Source organism: Ruegeria sp. SCP10 (genome assembly GCF_040329495.1).
Taxonomy (GTDB): Bacteria; Pseudomonadota; Alphaproteobacteria; order Rhodobacterales; family Rhodobacteraceae; genus Ruegeria.
Map to the genome: position 1 here is coordinate 173,970 of NZ_JBDZYF010000002.1, position 15,644 is coordinate 189,613.

Here is a 15,644-nt window from a genome sequence, read left to right on the forward strand (position 1 = left end):
TGCATTCTGTCATGCAGTCTCGGTCAATATCCATAGCTTTTGGAAACAAACCGTTTGAGAGTTCAAGCATTCGCATTCCAGAGGCATCGCCGCAGTTTCTGGTTAGAACCCGGCATGCGCGCGTTCCGCCAATACCGTGGTAAGGTTAAACATGGCCGATGATTTACCGTTAACTTCAAGATCTTTGCCCATCGCGCTGTTGCGGGCGCGGGAAAAGGTGATGGGGCCAATCCGAGCGCTGTTGGTGGATGCCGGTGTCACCGAACAACAATGGCGGGTGCTGCGTGTCTTGAACGAAGAAGGCCCGCAAGAGCCGACGCATATTGCCGAACGCGCCTGCCTGCTGTTGCCCAGCCTGACCCGTATTCTGCAAACGCTAGAGCACAAAAACCTGATCTTGCGCCGCCGGCATCCTCAGGATGGTCGCCGTCAGATTGTCGAAATCAGCGATGCGGGGGTTCAGATCATTCACGCCAATCTGGCCGTGAGTGTGGAACAGGCCAAACGGGTGCGCAGTCAGCTTGGCCCCGACAAGCATGAAATGCTGCTGGATCTTCTCAATGAACTCAATGATCTGGAAAGCTAAGAGCTTGGTCCGGCCTTAGGTTTATGACCCCGTCAGAGATGGTAGGGGGAACTCTCCGACGGGGTTTGGCCAGACCCGGACTGGATATGTGCCTGGCCCGTGCTTCGAAGACGTGCAGAACCGAAAATTGGTTCGTTACCGAGGCTCAGGATCCAGGGGGATGGACCTAAACCTTTGCGTGTGCTCCGAAGCGGTCATGCTCACTTGCCGACTTGCTGTCTGGTCCGCAAGCGGTTTCTTTTCGTCGCTTTGATCGTGCTGTTTGTCCGGCCTTCCAACGATCCGGTTCTGGCGGTTGATAAAGCGCTCTGCACCAGATCGTGCAGAGCCAAATAGATTGGTTCATTACTTTGGCAACCAGCGTTCTGGGGCGAACAGGATGGTATCCAAGCACTTTTCATCAAATGGCGATGTGCAGATTTTGGGGCCCATCGCAGGTATCGAACTGCGCCGGGGGTCAAAAAGCGCATCCGATGTGTATATCTAAAACCGATTCCTCGGGATTCGGGAAACAATTCGTTTCCAAATTGTCAAAATTGGGCAGTTCCGTGCCGAATTTACAGGGAGAGCTGTGTAAAAACCGGCGGATTTCTGCGGGTTGCGGGATTGGTCTTGTGAATTAAGATGCGCGCAAACATCCATGAGGACCCATCATGACCGACCGTTTGTTCCCGATTCCGGATATCCTTGGCATCCCAGTGCAGGGTGAAACGGCCCGGTATCCGGTTGGTCGGATTTTCTGCGTTGGTCGCAATTACGCTGCCCATGCAGCCGAGATGGGGCATGAGGTCGATCGTGAAGCGCCATTCTACTTCACCAAATCCGCGTCGAACGCCGTTCTGACCGGCGCGACCGTGCCATATCCGCCGGGCACCGAGAATTTCCATCACGAAATGGAATTGGCCGTTGCCATCGGTAGACCGGTGTTCAAAGCGACCAGCGCTCAGGCCTGGGATGCGGTTTATGCCTATGGTTGCGCGCTGGATATGACGCGCCGCGATCTGCAAATCCGTGAACGCAACAAACAGCGGCCTTGGGATTTGGGCAAGGATTTAGAGAATGGAACGGTTTTTGCACCACTGACCCGTGCGGCTGAGTGGGCTCCGGACGACAGCAAGCGCATTCACCTGAGCGTCAATTCCGAATTCCGTCAGGATGCAAGCCTGCAAGAGCTGATCTGGAAGATTGATGAGATCATATGCCATCTGTCCGGTTACTATCACCTGCGTCCCGGAGACCTGATCCTGACGGGAACGCCTGCCGGCGTCGGGCCCGTAGTTGCCGGGGATACGATTGAAGGTGGCATTGACGGGCTCGCACCGCTTCGGCTGACCCTGACCGAAGCAGAATAAAGCCTATTTTGGCTTTTTAAGCCAATCTTGTGCAAAGCTAACGAGATCCAGACCGGCGAAGCGACGGACCCGATCCAATTCGGCCTCCAGGCGGCCGGTGCGCGCGTCAGACCATCGGATGGTGCGTTCCGGCCAAAGGGCGCGCACGCGCAGTTCGCCCGCATCCCGATGCGCTTTCATATCGATCCGCCCAATCAGCTTGTCGCCCTCAAGCAATGGGAACACGTAGTAGCCATAGGTCCGTTTCGCCTCAGGCACAAAAACCTCGATCCGATAGTGAAAACCAAACAGCCGCTCGGCCCGGTTCCGGTCACGTAGCATCGGATCAAACGGGCTGAGCACCCGCATGCGCCCGGTTGGCCGGGGCAGGTCCGCCAAATCATCTGTCAGATCGGGTCGTGCAAAAAGCTTGCGCATTCGCCCGTCAACACAGGCAATCTCGATTTCCTCCAAGACTCCTGATTGCAGGGCTTTCGCGCACCAATCTTTGGCCTCCGCCGGGCTGACCGTATCCCAGAACGCCGCGATCTCACCTGATGTGGCGAAGCCAAGCCGGTCCAGCGCGGCATTGCACAACCAATCGACGGTCGCCTCAGCGTCACATGGGTGTTGACCGGGGCACAGATGCGTCTCGATTACCCGCTCCGTCAGGTCATAACGTTTTTGAAATCCATCGCGCCCGACCACCGTCAGCGCGCCGGAGCGCCACAGAAACTCAAGCGCCGTCTTGGAGGGATGCCAATCCCACCACCCGCCGGACCCTTTCTTTTCGTCCTTCCCAACATCGGATGAGGACACCGCACCATGGTCTCGGATATGGGTCAGCACCGTCTCGAACTGCTGTTCAAACCCATCCCGGCGCCAGTTCTTCCACCGCGACTTCAACAGATCAGCATCACGCAGAAACCGCAGATGCCAATGACGGTAATACTCCATCGGAATGACAGCGGCGTCATGGGTCCAATGTTCGAACAACGCCCGATCGCGTTCATAGAGGCGTTTCAGATTCCCGCTGCGATAGCTGGGCCTGCGCGAGAACAGGATCATGTCATGGGCGCGGGCGACGGTGTTGATACTGTCGAGCTGAACAAAGCCCAGCCGCTGGATTAGCTCCAACAGGTCTGCCCCTTTGGAACGTCCCGCAGGCGGCTCGGCCAGCGCATGACGATCCATAAAGATCGCCCGCGCTGTGCGGTTGTCGAGTTGCCGCAGCGCCATCGGCCTAGCGCCGTTTTAGCGTATCGCCAAAGCTGATCTTGGGGGTCAAGGTCACGCGGGTCTCAATCTCAGACTCTGGGTCCTTGAGTCGTTCTGCGATGATCTCGGCCGCTTGTCGGCCAATCTCCAATCGGCAGGCGTCCATCGTTGCCAGTTTACGTGGCAGACCTTGCAGAAGTTCCACATTGTTAAACCCGGCCAGACCGATCTGTCCGGGAATATCGATGCCCTGCTCCAGCAGATACAACAGACCACCTGCCCCGATCATGTCGTTGGAATAATAAAGAAAATCCAAATCGGGTGAGCGTTCCAGCATGGCCTGCGTCATCTCGCGGCCCTTGGCGAGCGCTGAACCGCCGGAATAGAATTCCCGATCCTCGATCTCGATCCCTTTCTTGCCGAGCACTTCGGTGAAGCCTTCGAACCGCTTTCGCGCGCGATGGTCCAATGGCATCTTGGTGCCCATGAAACCGATATGTTCATAGCCCGCTTTCAGGATCGCCTGCGCCATCTCGCGGCCCGCGCGACGATGGGAAATTCCGACCATCGCATCCACCGGTTTGCCGTCGGTATCCATGATCTCGACCACCGGAATACCAGATGAATCCAGCATAGCGCGGGCGGCCTCGGTATGCTCCAGTCCCGCAATGATAACGCCTGAAGGCCGCCACGAGAGCATCTCGTACAGCACCTTCTCTTCTTTCTCGGGCAGGTAGTCGGTGACGCCGACCACAGGCTGGAGTTCGGTATCTTCCAGCACCTGGTTGATCCCGGTCAGAACCTCGGGGAACACCATGTTCGACAGCGACGGGATGATAACGGCAACCAGATTAACCCGGCTGGACGCCAGTGCACCTGCTATTTTGTTGGGGACATATCCCAGCTCTTTCGCGGCGGCCAAAACTCGTGTGCGGGTGGCATCGGACACATCCCCACGATTGCGCAGGACCCGGCTGACTGTCATCTCTGAGACCCCCGAAGCCTCGGATACATCTCGAAGGGTCAGCGGGCGTTTGGTTTCTGTGTTCACGAGAGGCACCTGCGTTGTTGTTTTGCCCGATGGTAGCGTGAACAGGTCGACGTGTACAACAATTGTGCAAAGGCAATGACAACCCCGAAATTCCCGGTTACAGAAGGCCCCAAGCGGCCCCGTGGCTCAACTGGATAGAGCAGCCCCCTCCTAAGGGGCAGGTTGCAGGTTCGAATCCTGCCGGGGTCGCCATTGTTACTGCACCACAGGCTCCGGAAACCTGTCGCGGGTCCGATTGGCGAAGGCGACCAGAGACAACATCACTGGGACTTCGACAAGGACGCCCACCACTGTTGCTAACGCAGCGCCAGAGTTCAGACCAAACAGGCTGATGGCCACGGCGACGGCGAGCTCGAAGAAGTTGGACGTGCCGATCATGGCACAGGGTGCCGCGATGCGGTGCGGGACTTTCAGGGCATAGGCCGCGCCGTAGGCCAGCGCAAAGATGCCGTAGCTTTGGATCAGGATTGGGATGGCGATCAGGACGATGACCATAGGTTTGGACAGGATCGTCTGCCCCTGAAGGCCGAACAGGATGACCACCGTGGCGATCAGGCCCATGATGGACCATGGTTTAACGCGCGCAGAAAAGGCGTCGATTGCGTCTTGTGATCCCAGCTTCCGGCGCGTGAGCAGCCCGGCGATCAGTGGCAGAACGACATAGAGGACAGTGGCCAGTACCAGTGTCTGCCATGGAACAGATATGTCAGTCACACCAAGCAGAAAGGCCACAATCGGCGCGAAGGCCACCACCATGATCAGATCGTTCACTGAGACCTGCACCAGCGTATAGGTCGCGTCGCCCTTGGTCAGCTGTGACCAGACGAAGACCATCGCGGTACAAGGCGCTGCGCCCAGCAGGATCAAGCCTGCGGTGTATTGGGCGACATCCTCGGGTTCGATCCATGGCGCAAAGACGTAGTCAAAGAACAGAACGGCCAGGAGGGCCATGGTGAAGGGTTTTATCAGCCAGTTGACCACCAGCGTCACAATCAGGCCTTTTGGCTGGCGTGCAACACCGGCGACCGCTCGGAAATCTACGCCAACCATCATCGGGTAGACCATTGCCCAGATCAGAACAGCGACAACCAGGTTGACGCTTGCGAATTCGGCTGAGGCAACCAACGCGACCAGACCGGGAGCTGCCAGTCCGATCAGCACGCCTGCGGCCATGGCGAGGGCGACCCAGATGGTCAGGTAGCGTTCGAAGATGCTCATGAATATGCCTCAGATGTTTGGTCGGTCAGTTTGCCCGAAGTGAGCGCCGCAAGCGCCACCATGACAGCCGCTGTGCCCAGCACAAAGGGCAGGCCGCCGACTTGATAGGTAAAGCCGGACAGGACGGTGCCCAAAAGGCGTCCTGTCGCGTTGGCCATGTAGTAGAAGCCGACATCCATCGTGACCCGCTCGGACTTGGTGAAGGCGAGGATCAGATAGGAATGCAGGGATGAGTTGACGGCGAAGATTGCTCCAAACACCAAAAGCCCAACGGCCAACGTAATTGTCAGCCATGTCTCCGGCCCGGAAGACAGCAAAACCGCGAGTGTTAGAGCCGCAGGAACGCAGAAAAGCATGGCGGCCCAGCTGCGCGCGGCGCGGATCAAATCGCCTTCGGACCGGTCTGAGGCCCGAAGGATTTTGGGCGCATTGGCCTGAACGACGCCGTAGAGGATGATCCAGAACGCCATGAAGGTGCCGATCATGAAAAAGGCAGCGCGGTTGCCTTCTTCGGTGCCATCCGAGAGGACGGCGTAGAAATAGATCGGGATGCCGACCACGAACCACACGTCACGGGCACCAAACAGGAAGACCCGCGCGGCGGACAGCCAGTTGACGTTGGCAGATTTCGAGAAGACCTCTGAGAACTTCGCGCCCTTGCGCCCTTTGGGCAGGCCGGGGGGCATGAAGCGGATGACGGCGAACAGGATCACCGCCAGAACGACTGCCATCACGATGATCGCCGCCTGAAAGCCCAGCGTTGCCAGCATGGCTGCACCAAGCAGAAAGCCTAGTCCTTTGACGGCGTTCTTTGATCCGGTCAGCACCGCCACCCAGCGAAACAGCCCGCCACCGTCGGTCGGGGCCAGCAATTTAACCGCGGATTTCGAGGACATTTTGGCCAGATCCTTGGCCACCCCGCTTGCGCCCTGCACGATCATGATGAAGGCCACAGATGCGCCAATCGCCCAGTTAGGGTCTAGTTGCGTCAACGCCAGTAGCGCCAACACCTGCAACCCAAGCCCGGCATAGAGCGTCGAGGTCAAGCCAAACCGCGCCGCGATCCAGCCCGCTGCAAGGTTCGTCACCATTCCGGCGATTTCATAGAGGACAAATAGATAGGCCAGCTGCACCGGCGAGAAACCCAGCGTGTGAAAGTGCAGCAGCACCAGCATCCGCAAGGCCCCATCGGTCAGCATAAAGGCCCAATAGGCGGCTGTGACCGCGATATAGGCCGACAGCCCCTCGGGCCGGTCGGTCACAGCGAGGCCCCGACCATCAGAGCCACGTCGACTAACCTGTGGGCATAGCCCATCTCATTGTCATACCAGGCATAGATTTTCACCTGCGTCCCGTTCACCACCATGGTCGACGGCGCATCCACGATCGAGGAGCGTTCGTCATTGGTGTAGTCGGTCGAGACTAGCGGACGGGTCTCATAGCCCAGAATGCCGTTCAACTCACCTTCGGCGGCGGTTTTGAAAAAGGCGTTGACCTCTTCGACAGTTGTCTCACGCTCAACCTCAAACACGCAGTCAGTCAGTGAGGCGTTCAACAGCGGCACGCGCACCGCATGGCCGTTCAAGCGGCCTTTGAGTTCGGGGTAAATCAGAGTGATCGCCGTGGCCGAGCCGGTTGTAGTCGGGATCAGTGAGTTCAACGCCGACCGTGCGCGCCGCAAGTCCTTGGCTGGACGGTCTACGATGGTTTGCGTGTTGGTCACGTCATGGATTGTGGTCATCGAGCCGTGGCGGATGCCCAGGTTCTCGTGGATGACCTTCACCACCGGGGCCAGACAGTTCGTTGTGCAGGAGGCTGCAGTTACGATCTGATGGGTCGCCGGATCATAGATGTCGTCATTCACGCCCATCACGATATTGGCGGTCGGGCCGTCCTTGACCGGGGCCGAGACGACAACCTTTTTCACGCCCGCCTCAAAATAGGGGGCCAGCGTGGCCTCGGTCTTGAAGACGCCGGTGCAGTCGATCACCACATCGACGCCGTCCAGCGGCAGGGCGCTCAGGTCCTTGGTGCCGATGAAGGGCAGCCGGGTGCCGTTGATGGTGACGCTGTCGTCATCATGCGCGAAATTGGCGTCCCAGCGGCCATGAACCGTGTCGAATTCCAGCAGATGCGCGTGCATCTCGGCGTCTCCCACCGCGTCATTGATCCACGCGATCCTGGCACCCTTTTCCAACAGCGGTTTCAGGGCCAGTTTTCCCATCCGGCCCAAGCCGTTTACCGCAAAAGTAGTCATATCAGTCCCCGACAGGCGATCTGCCGATCTCATCGACAGCGGTTTGCAATGCGATCCGGTCAAGGCTTTCGACTGGCAAAGAGGTGAAAGCTTCGATCCGGTGCTTCAGCGCGCCATATGCGGTTTGGAAAGCTAGGCTTTTCTCGGCATCTGTTCCGGTTGCTTTGACTGGGTCTTCCATGCCCCAATGGCCGCTGATCGGTTGGCCCTCCCAGGCGGGGCATTCCTCGTTTGCTGCCCTGTTACAGACGGTAAAGACAAAATCCATCTGTGGTGCCTCAGCCGTGGCGAACTCGGACATATGCTTTGAACGCAGAACCGAGGTATCGTGACCCTTATCGTGCAAGACCTGCACGGCAAATGGGTTCAGCTCGGACGCGGGTTGCGTTCCTGCGGAATAGACTGTGAACCGATCCCCACCCATCTGGCGCAGCAGCGATTCAGCAAAGATCGAGCGCGCAGAATTTCCCACGCACAGAAACAGGACATTGAACTTGCGGTCTGTCATCTCGCCTTTTCCTTTTGTTGAAGGCATACAGAGATCGGGCCGCCCCCGGCAGCAATCGACGATCAGGAAATCCAGCATCCCCTGCACCTTCTTCATGTCGATGGAGTAGAGCAGCGACGTGCCAGAACGTTGCTGTGTCACCAACCCGGACCGTTGCAGCGCGTTCAGATAGTTCGACATGGTACTGGGCTTGATATCCAGCTCAGATGCCAGCTCACCTGCCGGCACGGTGTCAGGAAACCGACGCATTAACATGCGAAACACGGTGATGCGTTGTGAGTGGCCCAGAATGGCCAGCTGATCTGTGATTCTTTCTATCATATTTCATGAATTATCGAAATAATGATGATCGATCAATCCAAGTTCGACTTCTTTACAGAACTTTCACAAACCAAGGCACCCGCTGATTTCTCCAGCATATGCATCTGGACTTGCAGGCGCGATCATGACGGTCTAAATGACGCTCCGCACCCAGGCGTATCCTGTCAGGGCGACCAAAGGTGCCGCTGTAGCTCAGCTGGTAGAGCACGTCATTCGTAATGATGGGGTCGGGGGTTCGAGTCCCTTCAGCGGCACCAAAAACTGGCTGAAGTGTTCACCGAAGCGATCGAACAAATGTGACGCAACGTCCGAATTTAAGACCGTTTGGTTAGGAAGTTGACGTAAACGTAAGCTTGCCAACGAAAATTTTGACTGACCGGTCAACAAACGCAAAAACTGGCGGAATTCCATACCTTTCACGGTCAAATAAAACTCGTAAATGCGCCGTGTCGCTGCGGGTTCCGCTCACTCACAAAATTTCCTTGAGCCAGTTCCCCCTCACGGTTCGGAAACGACCCGCAGCGACCTCATTGATTAAGAAATACACGCGCTGGAGTTTAACAATGTCGATTAAGTCGCTTCTGAACCAATGGTTGGAAAACAAATCAGTCCGTATTTCCATACCGGGAAATCTTGCTCCGGACTCATCTTAGAACGAACGTTTCGATGGGGGCCTAGACCAATCGGAAATCAAAGCTCTTTTTCATAGCGTGCTCCATGAGAAGCAAAACGATGGCATTGGCGGTCGCAGATAAGCCTGCGAGCGTTGCACCCAGCTCAGCCTAGCGCTTACGCGCGCTTTTCTCCGATCGATGCGACGCCCAGAACATCCAGGACTTTCGCCTCGATATGTTCGGCATTCATACCTGCCACGGCATACATATCTGCCGGGCTGGCCTGATCGACAAAGATGTCGGGCAAAACCATTGATCGGTACTTCAGGCCCCGATCAAACACCCCTTCATCCGCCAACAATTGCGCGACGTGGCTGCCGAACCCGCCCACAGCGCCTTCTTCAATAGTGATCAGCGCCTCGTGCGTTTCCACCAGACCCAGAATCAGATCGCGGTCCAGTGGTTTGGCGAAACGGGCATCGGCGATGGTGGGCGTGATCCCCCGCGCGGCCAGCGACTCGGCGGCTTTCTGCACCTCTGCGAGGCGTGTGCCAAAGGATAGAAAAGCCACGCGCGCGCCTTCCTGGATCATGCGGCCCTTGCCGATCTCCAGCACCTCTCCGCGTTCGGGCAAGTCAATGCCCACACCTTCGCCACGTGGATAGCGAAAGGCGATGGGGCCTTCGTCATGTGCGACTGCGGTGGCCACCATATGCATCAGTTCCGCCTCATCTGCAGCGGCCATGACAACCATACCTGGCAGGTTTGACAGGTAGGCAATGTCAAAGGACCCCGCGTGAGTCGCGCCATCGGCACCGACCAGCCCGGCGCGGTCGATGGCAAAGCGAACAGGCAAGCGTTGGATGGCGACGTCATGCACGACCTGATCGTATCCGCGCTGTAAGAAAGTCGAATAGATCGCGCAGAAGGGTTTCATCCCTCCTGCCGCCAGCGCGGCCGAGAAGGTCACCCCGTGCTGCTCCGCAATCGCCACATCGAAACAGCGCGAGGGATAGCGTTCCGCAAACAGGTTCAACCCGGTGCCGTCTGGCATCGCCGCCGTGACGGCGACGATCTTGTCATCGCGCGCGGCCTCATCCACCAACGTCTTGCCAAAGACCGAGGTATAGGACGGCGCGTTCGATGGCGCCTTTTTCTGCTCACCCGTCACCACATCGAACTTGGCGGTGGCGTGGCCCTTGTCGCGGGCTTGCTCGGCGGGGGCGTAGCCTTTGCCCTTCTTGGTCAGAACGTGAATCAGGATCGGACCCGTCGCACGCGCTTTGACCGTGCGGAGCACCGGCAGCAATTGGTCAAGATCATGCCCGTCGATCGGACCGAGATAGGAAAAGCCAAGCTCTTCAAACAAAGTGCCGCCAACGGCCATGCCTTTCAGCATCTCCTTGGCGCGCTTGGCCCCCTCGCGGAACGGCTCAGGCAGCAGCGACACCGCACCCTTAGCAGCGGCTTTCAGATCGTGAAACGGTTCCTCGGCATAGATGCGCGATAGGTAGTTGGACAGCGCACCCACCGGAGGGGCAATGCTCATCTCATTGTCGTTCAGAATCACGATCAGGCGCTTTTTGAGGTGGCCCGCATTGTTCATCGCCTCAAAGGCCATGCCCGCCGACATCGACCCATCGCCGATCACCGCAATCGCCTCACCCAGCCCCTCAGGCGTCACGCCACCCAGATCGCGCGCAACCGCAAAGCCGAGCGCTGCGCTAATAGACGTACTTGAATGGGCCGCGCCAAACGGATCATAGGGGCTTTCGCTGCGTTTGGTGAAGCCGCTGAGGCCATCTTTCATCCGCAGGGTGCGGATACGATCCCGACGTTCTGTCAGGATCTTATGCGGATAGCACTGGTGCCCTACATCCCAGACAATCTTGTCGCGCGGCGTGTCGAAGACTGCGTGCAGCGCCGTCGTCAGTTCCACAACGCCCAGTCCCGCACCCAGATGGCCGCCGGTGACGGACACGGCGGAAATCGTCTCGGTCCGCAACTCCAGCGCCACCTGATGCAACTGCGCGTCCGAAAACTGCTTGAGGTCAGCAGGACGATTCACAAGGTCCAGCAGAGGCGTGTTCGGACGATCAGACATTTAGCGCGTTCCTGACTTAGCTGTCCCGGGCAATAACGAAGCGGGCGGCATCCTTCAAGGTTTCGGCCCTCGGTCCATATCCATCCAGCGCGGCGCAAGCCTGATCCACCAGTTCTGCCGCACGGGTTTTGGCCGGTCCCAACCCCAGCAGCGACACAAACGTGGCTTTGCCCGCATCCGCATCTTTCTGCAGCCGTTTCCCGGCGCGCTCCGCATCACCTTCTACATCCAAGATGTCATCTGCAATTTGAAAAGCAAGGCCAAGGGCTTGGGCATATTGGCGCAAGGCGGACGGATCAGCTTGTGCCAGACGCGCGCCGGCGCAGGCAGACCATTCGATCAAAGCACCAGTTTTGCCTGCTTGCAAATGGGTGATCTCCTCAAGCGACAAAGGCTTGGCCGCCGATTCAGCAGCGATGTCCAGAGCCTGACCCATAACCATGCCCTGCGCACCGCTGGCTTTGGCCAGCGACAAGGCCAGATCCGCGCGAATTTCGGCATTGCCCACCTCTGGGCGTGTGCACAGCTCAAAGGCCAGGGTCTGCAGCGCGTCCCCGGCCAGAACCGCCGTTCCCTCATCCCATTTTACATGGGTCGTGGGGCGCCCGCGCCGCAGGTCATCATCATCCATGCAGGGCAGATCGTCGTGGACCAAAGAATAGGCATGCAATGCCTCAATCGCTGTGGCGGGCCAAATGGCGTGGGCCTCGTCCACGTCATGCAGGCGGGCGCTTTCCAGCACCAAAAACCCACGCAACCGCTTGCCGCCCCGGGTGGCATAGCCCATGGCCCGCGTCACGTCGAAATCATCGAAGCCCTTCAGCACATGGTCAAACTGCGCCTGAATCTGCGCGGCGTCCTGTGCCAGCCTTCCCCGAAACATTTACTGACCGTCGACAGGTGTCGTCCCGGTTGGCTGGCCGCCCGCGTCCAAAGTGATCGCGGCAACCTTCTCTTCGGCCCGCTTCAACTCATCTTCACAGCGTTTCTTCAAGGCAGCCCCGCGCTCATAGAGCGCGATCGACTGATCCAGCGCCACGTCGCCGCGTTCCAGTTGTCCGACTACGGCCTCAAGCTCTTTCATCGCCTGTTCAAACGTCATCTGTTCAACGGGAGTATCGGTCATTGTGCTGCCTTCATCAGTTCTTCCACATGGGCGCGTGTCGCCTCGGCCAGTGCGTTCAGATCATACCCGCCTTCCAGAGTCGAGACGATACGGCCCTCACAAACCTCATCGGCGATCTTGCACAGTTCCGCCGTGACCCATGCAAAATCGCCGGTGGACCAGTTCAGATTGGCCAGCGGATCGTCCTGATGGGCGTCAAACCCGGCTGAGATGATGATCAACTCGGGCCTGAACGCCCGCAGATGCGAAAACGCCTGCGTTTCATAAGCCGCCCGCATCTCAAACCCACCCGTACCGGGGGCCAGTGGTATGTTCACAATGGTTTCATATGCGCCGGTCTCATCCGGTCGTCCCGATCCGGGCCACAGGGGCATCTGCTGACTGGTAATCACCAACGCGCGTTTCTCGTCCCACAGCAGATCCTGCGTGCCATTGCCATGATGCACATCGAAATCAACAACGGCGACGCGGCTTAACCCGTGATGATCCAGCGCATGTTTCGCTGCCAGCGCCGCATTGCCGAACAGGCAAAACCCCATCGCCTTATCGGTTTCTGCGTGATGGCCTGGTGGGCGAATGGCACAAAACGCGTTCGGAACCTCACCCCCAAGCACCAGATCAACCGCACGCACCACAGCGCCCGCGGCGCGATAGGCCGCATCGACCGAGCCCGGAGACACAAAAGTATCCCCATCAATCTGCGCATACCCTTCCGCCGGGCGCGCCGCGCGAATATCCCGGATGTAGTCTTCAGGGTGAATCCGCAATAGATCATCATCTGCCGCCATCGGCGCTGTTCTGCGATCCAGATCCAAAGGCTCCAGCGCATGAAGAATATGCTCTAACCGCGCCGCCCGCTCGGGATGTCCATCCGGCGTCACATGTCCCAGACAATCGGCATGGGTCAGCAAGGCAGTCTTCATCGGGATCCCCTGTTCATCTGGCTAAAAATATCCTCGCCGAAGGCATAAAATCGCCGCGCCGCGGCTAAATCAATCCGGCGCCAGCATATATCCGGCACCCCGAACCGTCTGCAGGTACCGAGGCTGCTTCGGATCCTGCTCGATTTTGCGACGTAACCGTGTGATCTGCACATCCACCGCGCGTTCCTGCGCCTGTCCTTTGTCACGGCCCAAATCCTCGACCAGTTTGGCCCGGCTGATCGGTTCCCCCGGCTGGGCCGAGAAAATCTTCATCAACTGGCTCTCAGTCGCGGTCAGGCGCACGGGATCTTCGCCCTGCCACATCTCACCACGTTCGATGTCATACCGGATCGGCCCCAGCGTCAGGATCTTTGCGGCGGTATCCTGAGCAGGCGTTTCGGGCATACGCCGCAGAATCGCATTGATCCGAAGCAACAGCTCTTTTGGCTCAAACGGTTTGGCCAGATAGTCATCAGCCCCGGCTTCCAATCCTGCAATCCGATGCTCGGTTTCCCCCCGCGCAGTCAGCAGCAGGATCGGAGTGCTGTGCGTTTCGCGCAGCGCCTTGGTCAGGCTCACCCCATCTTCGCCCGGCATCATCACATCCAGTACGATCATGTCGAAATCCAGCCCGGACAGAACCCGCCGCGCATGGGCCGCATCGCGGGCCGCGGTCACCAGAAACCCGTTCCGCATCAGAAACTTCTTCAACAGATCGCGGATGCGCTCGTCATCGTCGACGATCAGCAGATGGGCGTCCATATCGTTCATGAGGTCGTATCCCGCAACTTCGTGTAAGCATGACGCATATCAGCATCCATCATCGCTTCAAGAACTTTACGAAATCCAGCGACGGCTTCGGGCCCCGCATCCTTATACGCGGCACGCATCCGGGCGCGCTGGGCATCGGACAATGTCGCCTCTAGCGCATGGCCTTTTTCGGTCAGGAACAGATGCCGCTCGCGCTTGTCCACGGTTCCAACCCGGCTTTCGACCATACCATCCTCGATCAATGTCCGTAGTACACGGTTCAGGGATTGCTTTGTTACCCCGAGAATAGCCAGCAGGTTGTTCACCGTGGTCCCCGGCGCCCGATTGACGAAATGGATCGCCCGATGGTGGGCGCGGCCATATGACATCTCGGACAGGATGCGATCAGGATCAGCAGTAAAGCCGCGATAGGCAAAAAACATGGCCTCGATCCCCTGTCGCAACTGCTCATCAGTAAGAAACAACAGGCTTTCGCCCCCAAACTTCGGGGCGGGGCGGATTTCGGACATATCATGCCTCATGCGTTACACGGCTCCGAGTTTATGTCAGCGTTATTGACATTCCAAGGGCAGACAGGTATCGAATCGCAGTTTTTGCGCAAGATTGTGTCCGCATCGGTCCTAAATAGCGCAACAATCGGAAATTCAACCCAAGGCTGGAGGTTTCGCATGGCGGGGTATGATGATCGTGATGGCACTATCTGGCTGGATGGCAAGCTGGTTCCATGGCGTGAGGCGAACGTACATATTCTAACCCACGCGATGCACTATGCGTCCTCGGTGTTCGAAGGTGAGCGTGCCTATAACGGCAAAATCTTCAAAAGCCGCGAACATTCCAAGCGTCTGATCGCCTCGGCAGAGGCTTTGGATATGCCTATGCCCTATTCGGTCGATGATATCGAAGCCGCCAAGGAAGAAGCGCTGAAAGCCAGCGGTCTGACGGACGCTTATGTGCGAGCGCTGGTCTGGCGCGGCTCGGGTGAGGATATGGGTGTCGCCTCGGCCAAGAACCCGGTGCGCATGGCCATCGCGGTCTGGCCTTGGGGTGCCTATTATGGCGATGCCAAGATGCAGGGTGCCAAGCTGGATATCGCAGAATGGAAGCGCCCCAGCCCTGAAACCATCCCGGTGCACGCCAAAGCGGCAGGCCTGTACATGATCTGCACGATCTCAAAGCACAAGGCCGAAGCCAAGGGGTGTTCCGACGCGCTGTTCATGGACTGGCGCGGCTATGTGGCCGAAGCAACCGGTGCGAACGTGTTCTTCGTCAAGGACGGGGAAGTGCACACTCCGCTGGCCGATTGCTTTCTGAATGGTATCACCCGTCAAACCGTTATCCAGATGCTGAAAGACAAAGGTCTGACCGTCCATGAACGCCGCATCAAGCCCGAAGAAATGGCGGATTTTGAACAGTGTTGGCTGACCGGGACAGCGGCCGAGGTCACGCCTGTAGGCCAAATCGGTGACTACACGTTTGAGGTGGGCGACATCACGCGTGAGATCGCCGAAGACTATGAGAAACTGGTGCGCGCCTAAGCAACGTTGACGCATCAGCCCTGAACCCTCGCGTAAGGCGGGGGTTTTTCTTTGCGCATCGTTCAAGTTCTTGTGCAGATC

15 protein-coding genes and 2 tRNA genes are annotated in these 15,644 nt (G+C 58.1%); 5 read left to right on the forward strand and 12 right to left on the reverse strand.

Going from position 1 to position 15,644, the window contains the following annotated elements; genetic code table 11:
- The first annotated feature begins 151 nt into the window (after positions 1–151).
- Both hpaR and ABLN87_RS07205 read left to right on the forward strand, forming a co-directional pair.
- Positions 152–586 carry a homoprotocatechuate degradation operon regulator HpaR gene (gene hpaR, locus ABLN87_RS07200; protein WP_353008617.1) on the forward strand — a complete coding sequence of 145 codons (435 nt, stop codon included), beginning with the start codon at positions 152–154 and terminating at the stop codon, positions 584–586.
- A 653-nt stretch (positions 587–1,239) separates the two neighbouring features.
- A complete protein-coding gene (locus ABLN87_RS07205) occupies positions 1,240–1,938 on the forward strand; it encodes a fumarylacetoacetate hydrolase family protein (RefSeq protein ID WP_353008618.1) in 699 nt (232 codons plus the stop codon).
- A gap of 3 nt (positions 1,939–1,941) precedes the next feature.
- Here ABLN87_RS07205 and ABLN87_RS07210 read toward each other — a convergent pair whose 3' ends face one another.
- Positions 1,942–3,156, reverse strand: coding sequence for a winged helix-turn-helix domain-containing protein (locus ABLN87_RS07210; protein WP_353008619.1), 1,215 nt, complete (start codon positions 3,154–3,156; stop codon positions 1,942–1,944).
- A gap of 4 nt (positions 3,157–3,160) precedes the next feature.
- Positions 3,161–4,186 (reverse strand): LacI family DNA-binding transcriptional regulator, encoded by a 1,026-nt coding sequence (locus ABLN87_RS07215; RefSeq protein ID WP_353008620.1) that lies wholly within the window; start codon positions 4,184–4,186, stop codon positions 3,161–3,163.
- A 115-nt stretch (positions 4,187–4,301) separates the two neighbouring features.
- On the opposite strand from ABLN87_RS07215, the gene ABLN87_RS07220 reads away from it, so the two are divergent.
- Positions 4,302–4,378, forward strand: a tRNA-Arg gene (locus ABLN87_RS07220).
- 3 nt (positions 4,379–4,381) lie between these two features.
- Here the strand turns inward: ABLN87_RS07220 and arsB are convergent.
- The 4 genes from arsB to ABLN87_RS07240 are packed head-to-tail and all read right to left on the reverse strand — an operon-like array spanning position 4,382 to position 8,490.
- Positions 4,382–5,404, reverse strand: coding sequence for an ACR3 family arsenite efflux transporter (gene arsB / locus ABLN87_RS07225; RefSeq protein WP_353008621.1), 1,023 nt, complete (start codon positions 5,402–5,404; stop codon positions 4,382–4,384).
- Positions 5,401–6,666 (reverse strand): organoarsenical effux MFS transporter ArsJ, encoded by a 1,266-nt coding sequence (arsJ, locus tag ABLN87_RS07230; protein WP_353008623.1) that lies wholly within the window; start codon positions 6,664–6,666, stop codon positions 5,401–5,403. The genes arsB and arsJ overlap by 4 nt, the downstream gene beginning before the upstream one ends.
- On the reverse strand, positions 6,663–7,661 hold the full coding sequence (locus tag ABLN87_RS07235) for an ArsJ-associated glyceraldehyde-3-phosphate dehydrogenase (protein WP_353008624.1): 999 nt from the start codon (positions 7,659–7,661) through the stop codon (positions 6,663–6,665). The genes arsJ and ABLN87_RS07235 overlap by 4 nt, the downstream gene beginning before the upstream one ends.
- Position 7,662: 1 nt before the next feature.
- Entirely contained in the window at positions 7,663–8,490 is an 828-nt protein-coding gene (locus ABLN87_RS07240) for a helix-turn-helix domain-containing protein (RefSeq protein ID WP_353008625.1), read from the reverse strand.
- Between the two features lie 181 nt (positions 8,491–8,671).
- Between ABLN87_RS07240 and ABLN87_RS07245 the strand changes: the two genes are divergently transcribed.
- Positions 8,672–8,747 (forward strand) — tRNA-Thr (locus ABLN87_RS07245).
- 532 nt (positions 8,748–9,279) lie between these two features.
- Here ABLN87_RS07245 and dxs read toward each other — a convergent pair.
- The 6 genes from dxs to ABLN87_RS07275 form a co-directional block, all read right to left on the reverse strand.
- Positions 9,280–11,208 (reverse strand): 1-deoxy-D-xylulose-5-phosphate synthase, encoded by a 1,929-nt coding sequence (gene dxs, locus ABLN87_RS07250; protein ID WP_353008627.1) that lies wholly within the window; start codon positions 11,206–11,208, stop codon positions 9,280–9,282.
- Between the two features lie 16 nt (positions 11,209–11,224).
- Complete coding sequence (locus ABLN87_RS07255; protein ID WP_353008629.1) at positions 11,225–12,091, reverse strand: polyprenyl synthetase family protein; 867 nt, start codon at positions 12,089–12,091, stop codon at positions 11,225–11,227.
- Positions 12,092–12,334: an exodeoxyribonuclease VII small subunit gene (locus ABLN87_RS07260; protein WP_170534025.1), complete on the reverse strand. Its 243-nt coding sequence runs from the start codon at positions 12,332–12,334 to the stop codon at positions 12,092–12,094. It lies immediately after the preceding gene.
- Entirely contained in the window at positions 12,331–13,257 is a 927-nt protein-coding gene (locus tag ABLN87_RS07265; protein WP_353008631.1) for a histone deacetylase family protein, read from the reverse strand. The genes ABLN87_RS07260 and ABLN87_RS07265 overlap by 4 nt, the downstream gene beginning before the upstream one ends.
- A gap of 69 nt (positions 13,258–13,326) precedes the next feature.
- Complete coding sequence (locus ABLN87_RS07270) at positions 13,327–14,028, reverse strand: response regulator (protein ID WP_353008632.1); 702 nt, start codon at positions 14,026–14,028, stop codon at positions 13,327–13,329.
- Positions 14,025–14,537: a MarR family winged helix-turn-helix transcriptional regulator gene (locus tag ABLN87_RS07275; RefSeq protein WP_353008633.1), complete on the reverse strand. Its 513-nt coding sequence runs from the start codon at positions 14,535–14,537 to the stop codon at positions 14,025–14,027. The genes ABLN87_RS07270 and ABLN87_RS07275 overlap by 4 nt, the downstream gene beginning before the upstream one ends.
- Positions 14,538–14,696: 159 nt before the next feature.
- Between ABLN87_RS07275 and ABLN87_RS07280 the strand changes: the two genes are divergently transcribed.
- The gene (locus tag ABLN87_RS07280) at positions 14,697–15,563 is read left to right on the forward strand and encodes a branched-chain amino acid aminotransferase (RefSeq protein ID WP_353008634.1); all 867 of its coding nucleotides are present in this window, start codon (positions 14,697–14,699) and stop codon (positions 15,561–15,563) included.
- Positions 15,564–15,644 lie beyond the last annotated feature (81 nt).

What these genes read in the sequence shown, in the direction of transcription:
- hpaR (WP_353008617.1), top strand. Translation starts at nt 152, where the DNA reads ATGGCCGATGATTTACCGTTAACTTCAAGATCTTTGCCCATCGCGCTG.
- ABLN87_RS07205 (WP_353008618.1), top strand. Translation starts at nt 1,240, where the DNA reads ATGACCGACCGTTTGTTCCCGATTCCGGATATCCTTGGCATCCCAGTG.
- ABLN87_RS07210 (WP_353008619.1), bottom strand. Translation starts at nt 3,156, where the DNA reads ATGGCGCTGCGGCAACTCGACAACCGCACAGCGCGGGCGATCTTTATG.
- arsB (WP_353008621.1), bottom strand. Translation starts at nt 5,404, where the DNA reads ATGAGCATCTTCGAACGCTACCTGACCATCTGGGTCGCCCTCGCCATG.
- ABLN87_RS07235 (WP_353008624.1), bottom strand. Translation starts at nt 7,661, where the DNA reads ATGACTACTTTTGCGGTAAACGGCTTGGGCCGGATGGGAAAACTGGCC.
- ABLN87_RS07240 (WP_353008625.1), bottom strand. Translation starts at nt 8,490, where the DNA reads ATGATAGAAAGAATCACAGATCAGCTGGCCATTCTGGGCCACTCACAA.
- dxs (WP_353008627.1), bottom strand. Translation starts at nt 11,208, where the DNA reads ATGTCTGATCGTCCGAACACGCCTCTGCTGGACCTTGTGAATCGTCCT.
- ABLN87_RS07255 (WP_353008629.1), bottom strand. Translation starts at nt 12,091, where the DNA reads ATGTTTCGGGGAAGGCTGGCACAGGACGCCGCGCAGATTCAGGCGCAG.
- ABLN87_RS07260 (WP_170534025.1), bottom strand. Translation starts at nt 12,334, where the DNA reads ATGACCGATACTCCCGTTGAACAGATGACGTTTGAACAGGCGATGAAA.
- ABLN87_RS07265 (WP_353008631.1), bottom strand. Translation starts at nt 13,257, where the DNA reads ATGAAGACTGCCTTGCTGACCCATGCCGATTGTCTGGGACATGTGACG.
- ABLN87_RS07270 (WP_353008632.1), bottom strand. Translation starts at nt 14,028, where the DNA reads ATGAACGATATGGACGCCCATCTGCTGATCGTCGACGATGACGAGCGC.
- ABLN87_RS07275 (WP_353008633.1), bottom strand. Translation starts at nt 14,537, where the DNA reads ATGTCCGAAATCCGCCCCGCCCCGAAGTTTGGGGGCGAAAGCCTGTTG.
- ABLN87_RS07280 (WP_353008634.1), top strand. Translation starts at nt 14,697, where the DNA reads ATGGCGGGGTATGATGATCGTGATGGCACTATCTGGCTGGATGGCAAG.